The organism is Duganella sp. Root336D2, from assembly GCF_001425005.1.
Lineage (GTDB): Bacteria > Pseudomonadota > Gammaproteobacteria > Burkholderiales > Burkholderiaceae_D > Rugamonas.
The window spans coordinates 25,181-41,936 of the sequence record NZ_LMDB01000036.1 but is presented as its reverse complement, the minus strand read 5'-3'; the positions used below and the strand labels follow the sequence as shown (position 1 = coordinate 41,936).

The 16,756-nt window shown below is 66.2% G+C and carries 15 protein-coding genes; 3 read left to right on the top strand and 12 right to left on the bottom strand.

Annotated elements, in window-relative coordinates:
• Window positions 1-12: 12 nt before the first annotated feature.
• The 7 genes from ASD07_RS22610 to ASD07_RS22580 all read right to left on the bottom strand — a co-directional run bounded on the left by ASD07_RS22610 (window position 13) and on the right by ASD07_RS22580 (window position 7,111).
• A complete protein-coding gene (locus ASD07_RS22610) occupies window positions 13-906 on the bottom strand; it encodes a type VI secretion system ImpA family N-terminal domain-containing protein (RefSeq protein ID WP_055935473.1) in 894 nt (297 codons plus the stop codon).
• Between the two features lie 8 nt (window positions 907-914).
• Window positions 915-3,521, bottom strand: a complete 2,607-nt coding sequence (tssH, locus tag ASD07_RS22605; RefSeq protein ID WP_055935471.1) for a type VI secretion system ATPase TssH — start codon at window positions 3,519-3,521, stop codon at window positions 915-917.
• Entirely contained in the window at window positions 3,518-3,976 is a 459-nt protein-coding gene (tssE, locus tag ASD07_RS22600) for a type VI secretion system baseplate subunit TssE (protein WP_055935469.1), read from the bottom strand. Before tssE ends, tssH begins: the two co-directional genes overlap by 4 nt.
• 63 nt (window positions 3,977-4,039) lie before the next feature.
• On the bottom strand, window positions 4,040-4,531 hold the full coding sequence (locus ASD07_RS22595) for a type VI secretion system tube protein Hcp (protein ID WP_055935467.1): 492 nt from the start codon (window positions 4,529-4,531) through the stop codon (window positions 4,040-4,042).
• Window positions 4,532-4,545: 14 nt separating this feature from the next.
• A complete protein-coding gene (gene tssC / locus ASD07_RS22590) occupies window positions 4,546-6,027 on the bottom strand; it encodes a type VI secretion system contractile sheath large subunit (protein WP_055935466.1) in 1,482 nt (493 codons plus the stop codon).
• Complete coding sequence (gene tssB / locus ASD07_RS22585) at window positions 6,028-6,522, bottom strand: type VI secretion system contractile sheath small subunit (protein WP_055935464.1); 495 nt, start codon at window positions 6,520-6,522, stop codon at window positions 6,028-6,030. It lies immediately after the preceding gene.
• A gap of 10 nt (window positions 6,523-6,532) precedes the next feature.
• Window positions 6,533-7,111 (bottom strand): M48 family metallopeptidase, encoded by a 579-nt coding sequence (locus ASD07_RS22580; RefSeq protein WP_055935462.1) that lies wholly within the window; start codon window positions 7,109-7,111, stop codon window positions 6,533-6,535.
• Window positions 7,112-7,275: 164 nt separating this feature from the next.
• Here ASD07_RS22580 and tssK point away from each other — a divergent pair, with 164 nt between their 5' ends.
• Together tssK and icmH are read left to right on the top strand one after the other, a co-directional pair.
• Window positions 7,276-8,580 (top strand): type VI secretion system baseplate subunit TssK, encoded by a 1,305-nt coding sequence (tssK, locus tag ASD07_RS22575; protein WP_055936382.1) that lies wholly within the window; start codon window positions 7,276-7,278, stop codon window positions 8,578-8,580.
• The gene (gene icmH, locus ASD07_RS22570) at window positions 8,577-9,323 is read left to right on the top strand and encodes a type IVB secretion system protein IcmH/DotU (RefSeq protein ID WP_055935460.1); all 747 of its coding nucleotides are present in this window, start codon (window positions 8,577-8,579) and stop codon (window positions 9,321-9,323) included. Before tssK ends, icmH begins: the two co-directional genes overlap by 4 nt.
• Here icmH and ASD07_RS22565 read toward each other — a convergent pair.
• The 4 genes from ASD07_RS22565 to ASD07_RS22550 form a co-directional block, all read right to left on the bottom strand.
• A complete protein-coding gene (locus tag ASD07_RS22565) occupies window positions 9,320-10,066 on the bottom strand; it encodes an OmpA family protein (protein WP_082507523.1) in 747 nt (248 codons plus the stop codon). The two genes, icmH and ASD07_RS22565, sit on opposite strands and share 4 nt — an antisense overlap.
• A gap of 14 nt (window positions 10,067-10,080) precedes the next feature.
• Complete coding sequence (tagF, locus tag ASD07_RS22560; protein WP_055935459.1) at window positions 10,081-11,034, bottom strand: type VI secretion system-associated protein TagF; 954 nt, start codon at window positions 11,032-11,034, stop codon at window positions 10,081-10,083.
• A complete protein-coding gene (gene tssM / locus ASD07_RS22555; RefSeq protein ID WP_055935457.1) occupies window positions 11,031-14,588 on the bottom strand; it encodes a type VI secretion system membrane subunit TssM in 3,558 nt (1,185 codons plus the stop codon). The genes tagF and tssM overlap by 4 nt, the downstream gene beginning before the upstream one ends.
• Window positions 14,589-14,657: 69 nt before the next feature.
• A complete protein-coding gene (locus ASD07_RS22550) occupies window positions 14,658-15,371 on the bottom strand; it encodes a M15 family metallopeptidase (protein ID WP_055936376.1) in 714 nt (237 codons plus the stop codon).
• A 103-nt stretch (window positions 15,372-15,474) separates the two neighbouring features.
• Here ASD07_RS22550 and ASD07_RS22545 point away from each other — a divergent pair, with 103 nt between their 5' ends.
• Window positions 15,475-16,008, top strand: coding sequence for a hypothetical protein (locus ASD07_RS22545; protein ID WP_156398148.1), 534 nt, complete (start codon window positions 15,475-15,477; stop codon window positions 16,006-16,008).
• Here the strand turns inward: ASD07_RS22545 and ASD07_RS22540 are convergent.
• Window positions 15,959-16,753: an alpha/beta fold hydrolase gene (locus ASD07_RS22540; RefSeq protein ID WP_055935453.1), complete on the bottom strand. Its 795-nt coding sequence runs from the start codon at window positions 16,751-16,753 to the stop codon at window positions 15,959-15,961. The genes ASD07_RS22545 and ASD07_RS22540 overlap by 50 nt on opposite strands.
• Window positions 16,754-16,756: the final 3 nt, after the last annotated feature.

The following is a 16,756-nucleotide window of genomic DNA, read 5'->3' as shown; positions in this document are numbered from 1 at the left end:
GCGGATCATACACTAGGCCTGCGGCGCGGCGCCGAGCAGCTCGTCCAGCTGCGCGACCTGCGCCGGATCCTTGACCACGGCGCGCAGCCATTCGTGCAGCGCCAGTTCGCCCCAGTTGGCGGCCTTCTCCGCCAGGTAGGCAACAGGGCTGTGCGGCTCCGTGCGGCGGAAGAACTCGGCCACCAGGCGCAGCTGCACCAGGGCGTGCTCGCGCGTCTGCGGCATGGCGGGCTGGCCCGGCGCGCCGGGTCGCGGCGCGCACGCCTTCGCTGCGGCCGCGCCGCCAATGGCGGTGGGCTCCACCGCCCGGCCTGGCGGCGCGGTGCGCTCGGCATCTTCGAGCGCACGCCGCACTGCGTCCCGCGCTAGCCCGAACGCCGGGCCATCCGCACCGAGGCGGGCATCGACCGCCGCCTGCAGCCGCTGTAACCCGGCCAGGCAATGCCGCGCATCCTGCAGGCCGGCTTCGGCATCGTCATCGGCCGCGCAGCCCTGCACCAGCGCCGGCGTGCGCGCCAGCAGCCAGGCCAGGCTGCCGCTGCGCAGCTCGTGCCCGCCGCCGTCGGGCAAGGGATGCAGCTGCTCCCAGAAGCGTTCGCACAAGCCGGCCAGCAGCAGGAAGCCATCGCCCAGGCCGCGCATGCGGTGGGTGTGCGCCCGTGCCTCCGCCAGCCACACGGCCAGGCGCAGGTCCTTGCTGCGCAAGCGCAGCAGCTCGGCACAGCGATTGGCCACCAGCGGCCAGTCGGCGCTATGCAAGGGAACGGCCCACTCGCCCTGCTCCAGCGTCGGGTCGTCTTGCCGCCGAGCGGCCGCAATCGCATCCATGCAGGCGTCGAACGAAACGTCCTCGCCGCACGGCTGGCCGACGCTGACCGGCACCAGCAAGTCCTCAGTGGTGAACATACGCCCTCCTATCTGGTGGTAATCCTAAACTGGCCCTGGCGCGTCACGCCCACCTTCACTTTCGCCACGGGCAGGCCCTCGGCCATGCGCGCCAGGAGCACATCGGCGACGCCCGGCAGCAGGCTGCCATGCAGGATGCTGTCGATATTGCGCGCGCCCGAATCGGTCTCGGTGCAGCGCGCCAGCACCGCCTGCACCAGCGCATCGTCCCAGCAGAATTCAGCATGGTGGTTCTCGCTGATGCGCTGGCCGACCCGGCCCAGCTTCAGCGCAATGACCTGCGCCAGCGCTTCGTCTGAAATCGGGTAGTACGGCAGCACTTGCAGCCGCCCGAGCAAGGCCGGCTTGAAATGCCGCGCCAAGTGCGGCCGCAGCAGCGCGTCCAGTTCCTGCGGCGTCGGCAGCGGCGCTGCGCCGCGGTTCAGGCAGGCCTGCATGATGGCGCCCGAACCCAGGTTGGCGGTAAGGACGATCAGCGTGTTGCTGAAGTCGACCATCTGCCCCTCGGCGTCTTCCAGCACGCCGCGATCGAAGACCTGGTAGAACAGTTCCAGCACATCCGGGTGGGCCTTGTCGGCTTCGTCCAGCAGCACCACGCAATAAGGATTGCGCCGCACCGCCTCGGTCAGCACGCCGCCCTCGCCATAGCCAACGTAGCCGGGCGGCGAACCTTTCAGGCCCGCCACGCTGTGCGGCTCCTGGTATTCGCTCATATTGATGGTCACCAGCTTGCGCTCACCGCCATACAGCAGGTCCGCCAGCGCCAGTGCGGTTTCCGTCTTGCCCACGCCGGACGGTCCGGTCAGAAGAAAGATGCCTTTCGGCTGGCGCGGATCATCGAGCCCGGCACGCGCAGTGCGCATGCGCTGCACGATGCTTTCGACGGCGTGCGGCTGCCCCAGCACCCGCGACTCCAGCGCAGGCTTGAGCTGCTGCACTGTGCGTATCTCGTCGCGCAGCATGCGCCCGACCGGAATCCCGGTCCACGCTGCAACCACGCCTGCCACGACGTGGCGATCGACTTCCAGCGGCACCAAAGGCGTCTCGCGCTGCAGCGCCTGCAGTTGCTGCTGCATCTCGGCCGCTGCGCCAGCGTCGTCCTGCTGCCGCAGCGCGAGCACGCGGGCGCACAGGTCGCGCTCGCGCTCGTGTCGCGCCGCCAGCTCCGCATGCCAGGCTTGCAGGCTGCCCCGCTCGTCGCGCAGCGCCGGCAGCGCCGAAGGTCGCGCATCGGCGGCGCCGGCGCCGCAGGACGCGTCCCGTTCCAGCGCCGCGATGCGCGCCGACAGGCGCTCGATCTGGCAGGCTGCATCCTCCAGCAGGGCCGGCAAAGCGCACTGCCCCAGTGCCACGCGGGCGCAAGCCGTATCGAGCACGCCAACCGCCTTGTCGGGCAGCTGGCGGCTGTTGATGTAGCGATGCGCAAGGCGCACCGCGGCCGTCACCGCGTCGTCCCGCACCCGCACGCCGAAGTGCTGCTCCATCAGCGGCACCATCGCGCGCAGCATGCCTGCCGCAGTATCCTCGTCCGGCTCCTCGACCTTGACGACCTGGAAGCGGCGCGCCAGGGCGGCATCTTTCTCGAAAAAGCGCTTGTACTCGCTCCAGGTAGTTGCCGCGATCGTGCGCAACTCGCCGCGCGCCAGGGCTGGTTTCAGGAGGTTGGCGGCGTCGCCCTGCCCTGCCGCACCGCCGGCGCCAATCATCGTATGCGCTTCGTCTATGAAAAGGACAATAGGGTGCGGGCTGCGGCGAACCTCGTCGATCACATTTTTCAGGCGGGCTTCGAACTCTCCGCGCACGCTGGCGCCGGCCTGCAGCAGCGCCAGGTCAAGTGCGTGCAGGGCCACACTGCGCAAGGGCGGCGGCACCTGGCCCGCCGCAATGCGCAAGGCCAGGCCTTCCACCACCGCAGTCTTGCCCACGCCAGCGGCACCGGTCAGTATCGGATTATTCTGGCGCCGGCGCAGCAGGATGTCCATCAACTGGCGCACCTCCGCCGCGCGCCCAATAACCGGGTCGAGCTTGCCCTCGCGCGCCAGCTGGCACAGGTTGACCGTATATTGCGCCAGCGCCGGAGCCGGCGCCGATGCGGCCAGCTGCGCCGCCCCGTCCTGCGTCGCAGCCGGCAGCGCGCATTCCACCGAGCCGGCGACGTACTTTTCCATGCGGTGCTTCAGGCCATCGACCGGGAAGCGCGCGAACAGGCCCGAAATTCGGGCCGCCTGCTGCGACAGCTCCGATTCGGTCAACAAGGCAAGCAGCAGATGGCAGCTGCGCACCTGGTCAGGCTGCGGCAGGGCCAGCGAGGAAATCAGCCAGGCATGCTCGAGCAATAATTGCAGGCGCCGCGCGAATACCGGAACACGGGTCGCGGCAATGCGCACGCCGGCCAGCTCGCGCCGCAAGTCCGCTTCGAGTGCGCTCATGCTGACGTCGCTGCGCCGCGCTATCGCCTGCAGGTCGCATTCCGGCTGTTCCAGCAGCGCAAGCAGCAGGTGCTCCACATCCACTTCGCCGTGCCCCATGCCGATAGCGATATTTGCGGCGCGGGTGGCACCGGTGCGGCAGGTGTCGTTCAGTTTTCCAATCAGGGTTTTCAGTTGAATGCTCATGCAATGGCTCCGCGCTTGATGGAATAATGCAGCGATGACGGCTGCAAGGCGGCGCTGAAGCTGACGGCTTCGTTTGCGCCATGCACCCGCAGCATGCCGGCAATGACGATATCGATGCGGTTGACAGTACCGTTGCGCTCGGCCAGCGTCACCTGCACATTGCATAGCCGCGGTTCATGCCTTTCGACGGCCTGGCGAATGCTGCTGCAGATGCGCAGCCTGTCTTCGCTGCTGCTATGCGACAGGCCTGCGAAATCGGCCAGCCCGAAATTCAGGATCGACCCTGCACATTCCGGGTACGCCTGCAGCAGCTGCCTTGGCAGCGCCGTGCGCGTGTTCAGCAGCGCTTCGAGGTCGCGCGCCACGCTTTCCTTCACCTGCTCCGGCGACAGGAAACGCGCGCCGGGCTGTGCCCCCAGCAAACGGTCCAGCAATCCCGGCCGGTAGCCGCCCATGCCGCACCTCCGAAAAAAACGGCTGCAGCACTTGCGCGCCGCAGCCGCAACTCCCTCCAAGAATCATGCGACGCGGTTGCTGGCCAGGTCCCAGCCGCCGGACGTATTGCCGCCCATGCCGCCCGAAATGCGCTGCTGCGTGTACTTCCAGCGCACTTTCGAGAACTTGAAGCCCACTTCTTCGGTCAGGATCTCGCCTTCCCCGACCGAAGGGGAAACCGCGCCAATCAGCACGTTATCGAGTTCGATTTCGAAGTACTTGACCCGCTCCCCTTGCGCATCGGCGCGCATGAACTCCAGCTTGGCCTTGGGGATGGTACGGCCGGCGGAGCAGGTTTGCAGCAGGATCGGCGAAGCCAGGTCGGCCAGCTTGGTGATCACCACGTCGCGATGCTCGCAGCGCTCGGCCGTATGGCCGCCGCCGGTGGATGAGGTGGCGGAACGCGGCTGCTCCACCGCCCAACTGACCGATTTGCATTCGATCCAGTCCTTATGGCGCTCATCGGTCGACTCGCCCTTGATGCCTTCGATTTGCAGGTACACGTCAATGGCCATCGCAATACTCCTTCTCAGTGGTTGGTGGTTTGCGGCAGCTCCGCCACGAGGCGAAGGGAAACGGTCAGCTCGTCGAGCTGGAAATGGGGGCGCAGGAAGCTGACGGCGCGAAATACGCCGGGCCGCCCCGGCACTTCGCTGACCTGCACCGAGGCTTCGCGCAGCGGGAACTGGGCCTTCTGTTCCTGGCTGGCGTTATCGTCCAGCAGCACGTACTTCATCAGCCAGCGATTGAGGAAGTCTTCCACGCTGGACGCGGCGGCGAAGCTGCCGATCTTGTCGCGCATCATGGCCTTCATGTAGTGCGCAATGCGCGACACGGCGAAGATGTACTGCAATTGCGACGACAGCACGGCATTGGCGTTGGCTGCGTCGGAGCTGTAGCGCACGGCCTTCTGCGCCGACTGCGCGCCGAAAAATGCTGCATAGGCGGTGTTCTTGCAGTGGACCAGGGAAATGAAGCCGAGCTCACTGAGTTCCTTTTCGCGGCGGTCGGTGATGGCCACCTCGGTCGGGCATTTCAGCGCCACCTCGCCTTCGCCGGTCTTGAAGGTATGCGTCGGCAGGTCGTCCACCAGGCCGCCGCCCTCCACTCCGCGAATGGCGGCACACCAGCCGAATTCCTCGTGCGCCTTGGTCAGGCGCGCCCCGAACGCGTAAGCGGCATTGCACCACAGGTACTTGTGGTGGTCGCGACCATCCACGTCTTCCACGAAATTGAAGCCCTCCACCGTGGTGCCGTCGAGCGGGTTGAACGGCAGGCGGCCCAGGAAGCGCGGCAGCGTCAAGCCTACGTAGCGCGCGTCTTCCGATTCCCGGAAGGCCTTCCACTTGGCGTATTCCACGGTATCGAACACCTTGGCCAGGTCGCGCGGCTTGCCAAGGTCGCCGTAGCTCTCCAGCCCGAACAGTTCGGGCGAGGCGGCGCTGATGAAGGGCGCGTGCGCAGCAGCAGCGAGGTGCGACATCTGCTCGATGAAATAGATGTCCTCGGGCTGGCGCGAGATCTCGAAGTCCCCAAGCAGCGCCGCATACGGTGAACCGCCGAATGTGCCGAATTCCTCCTCGTAGACTTTCTTGAAGATGGTGCTCTGGTCGAAATCCAGCGCGCTCTGGAAGTCGCGAACCAGCTCGCGCTTGGTGGCGTTGAGCAGGCGGATCTTCAGCGCCGGCCCGGTGGCCGTGCTGCGCACCAGGTAATGCAGCCCGGTCCAGCTTTGCTCGAGCTTCTGGAATTGGGGCGCATGCATGATGGCGCTGAGCTGGTCCGAGATCATGCGGTCCAGCTCCGCCAGGCGGGCGTCGATGGTGGCCGACAGGCTATGCGACATATGCACGGTGCCGGTCATCACTTGCCGCGCCAGTTCGCCGATGATGTCGCGCGCCCGTTCATGCTCGCTGCTGGATTTGGCCACCTTGCTTTCCTCGACAATGCGGTCCAGCAGGTCGGCGTCTTCAATCGCGGCCGCCGTTGCAGGCTTCAATTGCGCGCTCATTCAATCCTCCTTGGGCACAATGGCCGCCAGGTTTTCCGTGTTTTGCAGCACCTCGGTCAGCAGGTCTTCCAGCCGGTCGTTGCCTGCCAGCTTGTTGCGCAGGTCGGCCAGCTTGCTGCGCGCTTGCAGCAGCTTCTCCAGCGGGCCGACCTGGCGCACGATGGCCTCCGGCCTGAAGTCCTGCATCGATCCGAAGCGCAGCTCTACCGGAAATTCCCCGTCCCCGCCCAGCCGGTCCGGCACCTGGAAACTCAGCACGGGGTTCACTCCGGCCAGCACTTCGTCGAAGTTGCTGCTGTCGATGTTGACGAAGTTGCGCTCCTTCAGGCGCTTCTGCGGGGAGTCGGGATTGCCGCCAAAGTCGCCCAGCACGCCCACTACAAAGGGCAGCTCCTTGTTTTCCGTGTCGCCGCCGACTTCCACGTCATAGGTCATCTGCACCCGGGGCGGACGGACCTTGGTCAGGCGCTTCTGCACGCTGTCGCGATTGGCCATGGCTGGCTCCTTATTTGAGGGCGCCGAAAGGATCGGCAGCGGTGGATGGGTTAGGCGACGTGCGCGATGCTGGCAGCTTGATCGGCGGCGCAGTCTTTTTCAGCTGGCGCGAGCCGGCTACCGGAACAAGCACCTCCTCGCCGAGCGTGTTGCGCAGCGTGCGCGCCAGTTCCTGCGCTTCGCTGCGCACCGATCCACCAAGGCCGCTTTGCTGGTTCAGATCCGCCAGGCTGCGCGTCGCCAGGCGCAGGCCGCTGACGGCGATGATGCTGAGGGCCTGCTTGTCGGCCGGATCGCGCTGCAGCGCCTCCTGCGCCTGCACAATGGCCTCACTGTAATTGCCACGTTCAAAACGCATCTGCGCCAGTTGCAGCCAGGGCGCCTTTGCGGAAGGGTAGCTTGCGGCAGCGGCCTTCAGCGCCGCCTGCGACTTCTCGTTCTGGCCCGCTGCTGCGGCGCGGTCGGCTTCCGCCAGCATCTTCTCCAGCGTCTGGCGGCCGGCCCGTTCGCTGCCTTGCAGCGGCACCTCTACGGCGCATCCGGCCAGCGTGGCCGCGCCAATCAGTCCTGCGGTCAATAGTTTGCGCATCGCTCTCTCCTTCCGCAAAGTGAAGGCCATTATTGAATCGATGCGCGAGCTCGCCATTGCGTTGTCTCAAAGGCCGCCGACATCGCCGCGCCGCAGTTTGCGCCCGCGCAAACGCCTGCTGCACGGCGCCGGTTTTAATGGATACTTCAACCAAGGAGGCCGGCATGACTTTACCTGCGAAGATCCTTTGGAGCGAAGGCCTGTTCCTGCGTCCGCAACACTTCCAGCAGCAGGACCGCTATCACGAGGCGCGCATGCACGCGACCGTGCTGGCGGCCCAGCCAATGCTGTGGGGCGTGCAATCTGTCGAGTGGGATACGGCAGCGCTGGCAAACGGCAAACTGCGCGTACTCGCCTTGCGCGCAATTTTTCGCGAAGGCGAGTTGTTCGACGCGCCCGCCAGCGACCCGCTGCCGACGGCCATCGACCTCACCACTTTGCCGGCGGAGGTACAGGAAATCTGCTATCACGCCGCGCTGCCGTCGCAGGAATCGGACCGCTTCCAGCAGGCGCAGCGCGAGACGGAAGACTTGTTCAGCGACGCCTTGCCGGCCGGTCTGACCTACCTGCGCAAGCAAGTACGCCTGGTATCGGAACTGGAACCGCGCGGCGCTTATGACAGCTTTCCCCTGCTGCGGCTGCGCCGCGTCGTGTCGGGCAGCTTCGAGATCGAGCCCTCGTTCATGCCGCCTTCCCTTTCCATCAGCGCTACGCCACGCCTCAAGCTCCTGCTGGACCAGCTGATGGATGCGCTGCAGGCCAAGATCAACGCTTTGCAAGGCCATATGCGCGAGCCAAGCCGCAACGTCATCGAATTCCGCGGCGGCGACGTCTCCTCATTCTGGCTGCTGCACACGGTCTCCACTTCGGCAGCGACCTTGCTGCACCTGCTGCGCCATCCCGCGCTTCATCCGGAGCGCCTGTACCAGGCCATGCTCGGCCTGGCGGGTGGCCTGATGACGTATTCGCGCCTGGCCCACCTCGGCAACCTGCCCTGCTACGACCACGCGGCCCCCGGCCCGGCCTTCCTGCAGCTCGATGGCTTGATCCGCGAACTCCTCGATACCGTGATTTCGGCGCGCTATTTCGCCGTCTCCCTGCGCGAAGAAAAACCCGGCTATCACATTGGCAAGCTCGATTCAGGCAAGATCGGCGCCGGCGCCACCCTTTACCTTGCCATCGCTGCGGCCATACCGGTGCTGGAATTGGTCGAAGCAGTGCCCTTGCGCGTCAAGGCCGGCGCACCGGACGACGTCGAGCAATGCGTGCTGTCGGCCATGCCAGGCGTGAAGCTGGTGCACGCCCCGCAGGTGCCTTCCGCCATCCCGGTGCGCCCGGACACCTGCTACTTCACGCTTGAGAACCGTGGCGTACTTTATGAGCAGATGCTCAAGGCGCAATCCATTTCCATTTATGTTCCAGCAGGGCTCAAGGAATTGAGGCTGGAATTGCTGGTGGTGGCCGCATGAACCATTTCATCGAGCGGCGCGCCGCGCCGCCGCAACAACGCGTCCCGGCACTGGTGGACTTGATGCACGAAGGCTTCCACATGCTTTCCCTGCTGCGCCATGGCGGTGCGCCTCCAGGTGAAGCGCAATTCGCCGGCGCCATCCGCAGCTTCCTGGAAGATTTGGGCAGCCAGGCGCGCGACCTGCACATCGCAGCCGATGATATCGAGAGCGCCAAGTACGCCTTCTGCGCCGCCCTGGACGAAACCATACTCGCATCCACTTTTCCCTTGCGCGATGCCTGGGAGCGACGTCCATTGCAATTGCTCCTGTTTGGCGACCAGCTGGCGGGCGAACACTTCTTCGACAAGCTTGAGCAGCTACGCCTGAAGGGCAGCGCCAGGCTGCAGGCGCTGCAGGTATTCCATATGTGCCTGCTGCTCGGCTTCAAGGGACGCTATGCATTGGATGATGCCGACCGTCTTTCCTGCCTCACTGCGCGCCTGGGCGAGGAGATAGCCCACCTGCGCGGCAAAGACCACGGCTTTGCCCCGCGCTCAGCGCGGCCTGACAATATCTCGCACAAGCTGCAAAGCAACGCGCCACTGTGGATCAGCGGCGGCGTGTTCGCCCTGACGGCGCTGGCCTCGTTCGGCGCCATGCGCTATTCGCTCGCCAGTTCGACCAGCGCCACGCTGGCAGCCTACCAGGACGTGGTCAAGCAGCCCCCGCGTCCAGCCACCTTGACAATGACGCTGCCCTAGTCCGCGACCCGGAATTCGATGCGCCGGTTGCGGGCGCGCCCCTCGGCGCTGGCGTTATCTGCCAACGGCTGGTCCGGGCCCGCACCCGCCACCGCAATGCTGGCGGCGGCAATGCCTTTGGCCGCAAGATAGCTGCGCACTGCGCCGGCGCGAGCCAGGCTGAGCGCCAGGTTGGCTTCGCGCGTGCCGGTGTTGTCGGTATGGCCGATTACTTCCACCTTGCGCCCGCCAATCTGTCCCAGCGCTGCCGCCATTTCATCCAGGATCAGCATCCCCGAAGGACGCAGCACCGCCTGCCCGCTTTCGAACTCGATGATGCGACGCGCCAGCACGGTGTCGAGCACCTTTTGCGCCGGGGCGTTGACGCGCAAGCCGTTGCTGATGGTGTAAGTGGGATTGAGGCTGTTTGCCAGTTCGCTGGCCACCTGCTGCCGCAGCGCCTCGTTCGCAACATCGCCGCGGATCCCCACCCGGTTGCCTTCGACCGTCAACTGGCCCTGGGTCACCTGCATCAGCGGCTCCGCCAGCAGCTTTTGCATATGCGCGCTCCAGTTGGGCGGCGCCACCACGCTGCCGATCGCCATCTGGTCTACCACGCGGGCGGCGCCATACAAGGCGCGCGCCCGTTGCAGGATGGCGGCCTTGGTCGCTTCGTCCGGCACCGTGCCGGCCACGACGACCGGTGCAGTCTGCGCGGCAGGCGGCATCCAGGCCAGGTAGAAAACCAGGGCCAGCTTATGCATGGCAGCCTCCTTTGTCAGCAGAAAGTCTCATGGAACAGTTGAACGGCCGTCGGCAGGCCAAGCTGCCCCTGCTCCAGGCAAGCCGCCAGGCGCTGCAACGGTGCGTCGCCATGCACTGCGCCTTCCGCCCAGGCGCAGTCGCCAAGGGCCACCATGCCTTCCCGGGCAGCATCGGGGTCGATTACAGAGAACAGGCTGGCCGGGTTCGCGCCGTCCAGTCCCAGTACCAGCGAAGGCTGTCCGGCGAGCGTCGCATGGAACATGGCAATCTCCAGGTCCTGGCATGCCAGCAGCGGCGCCGCGAGCGACATCCAGAAAGCCGCAACCGGCGCCCTCAGGACCGCTTCGCGCGGCAATGGCAAGGCCAGGCAGCGCGAGGTGACCGGAACGCGTTCGCGCAGCGGCGACAATAGCAGTCCCAGTGCCAGCAGCAGGTGCCGCGCCGATGTGCTCCCGCACGGCCCGGCCAGCGAGCCTTGCAGGCTGGCCAGGCAGGAGCCGGCCATGTAGTCCGCCAGGGCCGCCGCCGCCAGCCCGGCGCCGCTTAGAGGCACCGGGCGCAGTCCATCGACCGGCCGCACAGCGGCAGTTGCCGCGCCTGCCGCGCTAGCCAGGCCTTCCCAGGCCGGCGCCAGCGCCAGCGGACTCAATGGAAGGAACTCACGCGCTTGCGCGACGTGGTGCACGGCCATGCAGGTGAACGGGAAGCGGCGAGCCGACTGATCCCGGCTCGCCAGCAGGTGCCCGCAGACCACCTGGCGCGAACGCGTGCCGATAAACGCGAAGTCCAGCGGCGGGCAAGCGTCGTAATGCTGGCGCCAGCGCGGATTGGCGGCAAGGCGCTGCATGACGGCCGCCAGCCATTGGTCCATCAATTCCACCAACACCTGGTCGCCTGGCGAGCGCACGAAATCACCGCATCCCGGCAGCTTGCCGAAATAGGCGATGCGCTGCGACGGGGCGTTCATGGCGCGCTCCCTTTGCCGGCCACGGTCTCAGGTAAGCGCATGCCGCGAAAACCGCCGTCGCCCTGGGCGCTCCCCGGCGCGCTGGTGATGCGCAGGTCCACCGACACCGCGACAGCGCCACTGCTCCAGCGCAGTTCATGCACGCCCTCCTCTTTGCGCGTACGGGAGGCGGAATCGATCATCTTGCGCAGCCCCGCTGCCCCGCTCTCGCCGAACAGCTCCACGACCTTGCCTTCCGGCGTGACGCCACTGATTCGCACGCCGCTGCTGCCCTGCGGTCCCGGGTAGACCATGTTCACCCATTGCGGCGCGCTGTTGCGAAAGCGCAGCAGCTGGCCGTCGATCTCAATCGAGTACTCCGCCAGGCCGCTGGCGGCATGCGGCAGGAGCTGGAATAAGGTCTGCGTAGCCGATGCCACGCCGCCCGCCGCCAATGGCGCCATCCAGGCCGGAAAGCGCTGCAAGGTCTGCGGCGAGAGGCCGATGCCGATATCGGCCCAGGTCCTGGGCGCCAGCACATCGCCGCGCCGCACTACCAGCGCCCCCAGGGAGTTGCCGACAAACTTCGCAATCGCTCCCTCCGGCCCGAATACCTGGCCAATCTCCGCCTGGCTTGCTTCCGCGCTGCCAGCCGGCGCAAACGGGAACTTGCCAGCGAGCGTGCGGTTGAAAGGCTGGTAGACTTGCGCCTGCCAGGTCTTGTTGATCTCGGCCTCCGCCGGCGCCAGCAGCCCGGCAAAGACCTGGATCAACGGTCGTACCAGAAGCGGCCGGATAGCCTGCTTTTGCGCATCGTCCAGCCCCGCCATCATCTGTTCATCGACGTGGCGCAGAGCCTCGGACAGCTCGGAACCCTGGCCTTCGAGAGTTTGCTGCATCAGTTGCCGGGCACCTGGACCAGGGTCGCCCTGGTTGCCGATGCCGTTCAGGCGCGCGCGCAGCCGCGAAAGGTGCTCGAGGTAAGTCCGCATCAGCGATCCATCCTTGTCGCGCGCTGCCAGCAATCCAGCCACCGGAGCGAACTCGCGCCCCAGCGCCCCGGCTTGCGGCAGCGCAGCCGCCACGGCTCCCGCCGCCGGCGCGCGCTCGAACAGCCGCGCCTTGAACCAGTGCGCCAATCCCTGCTCCGCCTGTTGCACGCCGGCCGCCGCCAGCCCCGGGCTGTCCCAGCTGGTTTGCGCCGCCACCGTGTTCCACACTTTCAGCAGCGGGGAAATGGCCGGGTCGCCCAGGCGGTTCATGGCCTCGACCGTGTGCGGAAAGTCGGGCATGCGCGCAATCACGACGCCCTGCAGGAATGCTTGCCACTCCTTTGCGTAATCGGACTTATAGCTTTCGGTCAGCGCCTTCTGCACCTGCTCGGGACTGCCCTCCAGCGTCAGGTCGGTGCGCTCCGCTGTTTTCAGCACCCAATCGCTCGACTGCAGCGCGCTGTTGGCCGCCTCGCGGATCGCAGGCCGGACATAACCCTCCCACGCTTCGCGTGTAAACGCGCCAGATACGGCGTGGCTGCCCTGCACCAGCTCCCGATCCTGTGCGCCGACTATGCGTGCCACCGTCATCGCGGGATAGCGGGTACTGGCGCGCGCCTTGATTTCGGCATAGACGCGCTCGCGGGCGGTCATGCCGCGCACTACTTTCCGCAACTGGCCGCGCGCCGTATCGACCATCGCCAGCCGGGCTTCAATGCGCGGCCAGGCCGGATCGTTCAACTGCGACAAGTAAAATGCCAGCAAGCCTTCCGCGCTGCGCAACAACTGTTCGCGCGGCATGGCGCCACGATTGGTCTCCAGCCAGCTGCGCCAATGGCGCGTAAGCTGGTCGCCCAGGTGGCCAGTCTCGGCATGCGACTTATCCGCCAGCATCAGGTAGGTTTTCAGCGCATTATAGGAATCCTCGACGTTGCCCGCCTCGCGCTGGCCCAGGGCGAACAATTGCGTTTCCAGGCTGGCCGCAACAGGCTTGAGCAGGATCTCACCCATACCTTTGAAATACTCGCTGCGCAGCTTGCGGCCCAGCGCATCGCCCTGGTACAGCCCCATACCCAGCAGCCAGGGCGATTCGCGCTCCAGCTTATCCAGTTGCTCGATGCGGTCCTGCAGCAGCTGCAGCGCTTCCAGGCGCGATTGCAGGTCCGGGCTCTGCGCCTGCATCTTGACGGCCTTGTCCAGGTCGGCCGCCGCATTGGCGACCAGTTGCGCATTGCCCGAATACGACCAGGTCCAGGCGCCCAGGGCTGCACCGAGAAGCAGGATCGCAGCTGTAAAACCGCCATTGCGCAGCAGCCGCTGCTTGCGTGTCGCATATTGGGAAACCAGATCCTTGTCGGCGAAGATCACTTCACGGAAAAGCCGTGGCAGGAAATATCCCGCCCCGCTCCCAGTGCGCGGCGCAGCATCTGCCGGCAGCGCCAGGCCGAAGCGCTGGGCCACCCGCAGCGACTGCGCGCACAGCGGCTGTCCTTCCTGCAGGGCACTGGTGAAGTAATAGCCGCGGAACAAAGGACGGAACTGGAAGGGGTTGTCCTCGAACAGCGTGGCCAGGAAAGCCATCAACGGCGCACGCAGGGCTGCGAACTCCAGCGGGAAGGTATGCACGCCAGCGGGCACCAGTTCGCGCCGCCGCTGGGTCATGCTGGCGATTCCCATCTCGCGCAACCCTTGGCACAACTCATCGAAGCTCTGTTCGAAGAACGCCAGCATGTCGCCGCAGCCGGCCTTCTGCTTGAACGGCATGGTGGCGCCCCAGGGCCGTTCGCGTTCCGGCGCGTCCGCATCCGCGAAGAAATCGGCAAAGCCGGCTACCAGGTCGGCTTTGGTGAACATGACATACACTGGCGCGAAGACTTCCAGCTTTTCGATCAGGTCCTGCACCCGCTGGCGCAGGCTGCGCGCAAGCTGCAGTACCGGCTCGGTCTCGTCGCCGCGCAACTCGGCGATGCTGACCGCGATGACGATGCCGTTGATCGGCGCCCGTGGCCGGTGCTTCTTCAGCAATTCCAGGAAACCATGCCACTCCTCCCGGTCAACCGCTTGCACCGCGTAGCGGCCGGCAGTATCGAGCAGGATGCCTTGCGCAGTAAAGAACCAGTCGCAGTGGCGCGTGCCGCCAACGCCCTGGATGGCTTTCTGGTCGGCGAACGGGAACTGCAAGCCGGACTGCGTGATCGCGCTGCTTTTTCCCGCGGCCGGATTACCGATCACCATATACCAGGGCAATTCGTACAAGGCGCGCGCGCCGCTTGCGTGACCGAGGCGCGAGTTCCTGATCGTGCCGAGCGCCTCCAGCAATGCGCTGCGAACCGCTTCGAGGTCGGCCTCGGCACGCGCCTCCGCCGGCGGCGCCGGCTCTGTTTCACGCCGCCGTGCAAGATAACGGCGGACGCCGCAAACCGTCAACGCCAGCACCGCCAATGCCGCGACGCCGGCCAGCGCCCACACCAGGGCCAGCTGCAGAAGTCCGGCGCCGACGAAGAGTAGCCCCGCCACCACAGCAAAGGCCAGTATGTTCAGGGTGCGCCTGTCGGTGAGCAAGTACCAGGTTCGTTGCAGCATGATGGGCCGGAAAAGGGAGGCAGGTTGGCCGATGTTGCCATCAAGCGCTGCTCTCCTTCTTGAGCCTCCTCAAGCCCTGGTGCCGCGTGTGCGCAATTCGGTGTGGCCAAAGTCCATCATGGTCCAGCGCCCGCCCCATATCATGCCCGCCGCTTCCGCGGCCTCGCCGTACAACCGGTAGCCGCGCATCGCCCAGGGATCGCGTTCGCTGATGACCAGCTTTCCCTCGCGGATAAAGGCGCAATCGGCGGCCAGCCCGAACTGGTGGAAGCTTTGGAATGCCCGGGCGTTGCTGACATGGCTGCCGGCCGCGGCCAGCCTGTCTTGCCGTTCGGGGCTGCGGTAGCCTTCAAGCAGGACCATCTCGTAGCCATGGCGATCGCGCATCACGCCGAACACCAGTAGAAGGCGCCGCGCGAAATCCTGGTCCAGGCGCTGCCAGTCGCGGTCAGCCTGCGACAGCATGGGGCGCTGCAGCTCCACTTCCGCAGTGGCGAAAGCCAGCGGCGGCAACGGCGGTGGCGGCACCAGTTGCTCACCTTGCAGCAATGCCGTGATCTGCCGGTCGGCCGGGCGGGCGCTGTCGTCGAAAGCCGGCACCATCTGGCGTGGCCGCAGCAAGCGCACCAGCAGCGGCGGAGCCAGGGCCAACAGCGCAGTTCCGGCGCCGATCAACAGCATGCGACGCTGGCGTGGGCTGGGACGGCGTTTTGGAGGGAACAGGACCAGCCAGCCGGCAGTGCTGGCCGCTACGAAAATGCCCGCGACGATAAATGGCAACATGGTGCGATCCATCAATACGAAAGCGCATGCGGCGCGCGACACTTCAATCCTATGCCGTGCCGCAATTGGACGGCTCGAGCGAGATCAAGCTTTGGGAGGACTCATGCGGCCCGACTTGTTTGCAGGCCCCGCGCTGCGGGATGATCGCCATCGCATCCTGGCGCGGCTGGCGAACGGCGGCAGCGTGCCGGCCCCGGTACGCCGGTGGATCCGGTGGCATGCACCGCAGCGCGCACACCTTGCCGCAGTGGCGACGCTGCTGGCAACGTGCGCTGCGGCCTGGGCTTGGCTGCAGGGCCATGGAACGGCACCTGAACGGCAGCCGGAATTGCCGGCATACCGAGCGCCGCCCGCGGCTTTCACGCCGCCCGCACCCTTAACGGCGGCCGCGCAGCAGGCCGCGACCATCGTGAACGCGGCAATGCCGCATCGCGAGCTTGCAGCCGCGCCGCCGGCAGGGGCAAAGCCGGCAGGATCAACGACGGTACACCCGCGCCCTGCGACGGCAGCTGGCGCACCGCGCAAGCTGCAGGCCCCTGCCGCGGCGCCCGAAAGCGATGAAGATGTCGACTTGCTGGCGGCAATGCTCAAGCACGCAAAGCCGCAGAAGCCTTCGCCTGGCTTGCCAAAGGATTGATGAACGCGGCCATGGCCTGCAAAGTGGCCCCTGGCTGCTCGATATGGGGACTGTGGCCGCAGCCTGGCAGCAGCAACTGGCGGGCACCGGGCGTTCCCCGCTCGATGGCATCCAGTTGCGCGCCGGAGCCGTAATGGTCGTCGCTGCCCTGCATTGCCAGCAAAGGACATGCGATCGCCGGCAGCAGGTATTCGATATTCCACTGCCTGAACCAGGGCGCCAGCCAGGTATCGGCCCAGGAAGCAAACACCTGCTCCACCTTGTCGCCGTGATAGCGAGCCAAGGCGCGCATCTTGCCGGCAGTGTGGGCAGCCAGCACGGTCCGGATGCCCTCGATCGTCATGTCTTCGACAAACACGTGTGCAGCAGCGCTGATCACGCCGCACAAGCCAGGTGGCCGACCCGCCGCATAGATCAGCGCAATGCTGCCGCCATCCGAGTGGCCCACCACGATATGCTCGCGGCCAGGCGCCAGGCGCTCCATCACTGCCGGCAGTTCGGCCAACGCAAACTGGTGCAGGTAGTGCACGCCGCGCGGCGCAAGCTGCGCTGAGGACCGGCCATAACCCTGCCGCTCATACACCAGGCCTGCGCAACCGGTGGCAGCGCAAAGCCGTTCCGGAAACTCCTTCCACATCCGGATGCACCCAAGACCCTCATGCAGGAACACCAGTAACGGCTGGCACGGATCGCCTTCGATCAGCTCATAGTGCAGTTGCGCGCTACCCAGTTCCAGCATCGGCATACA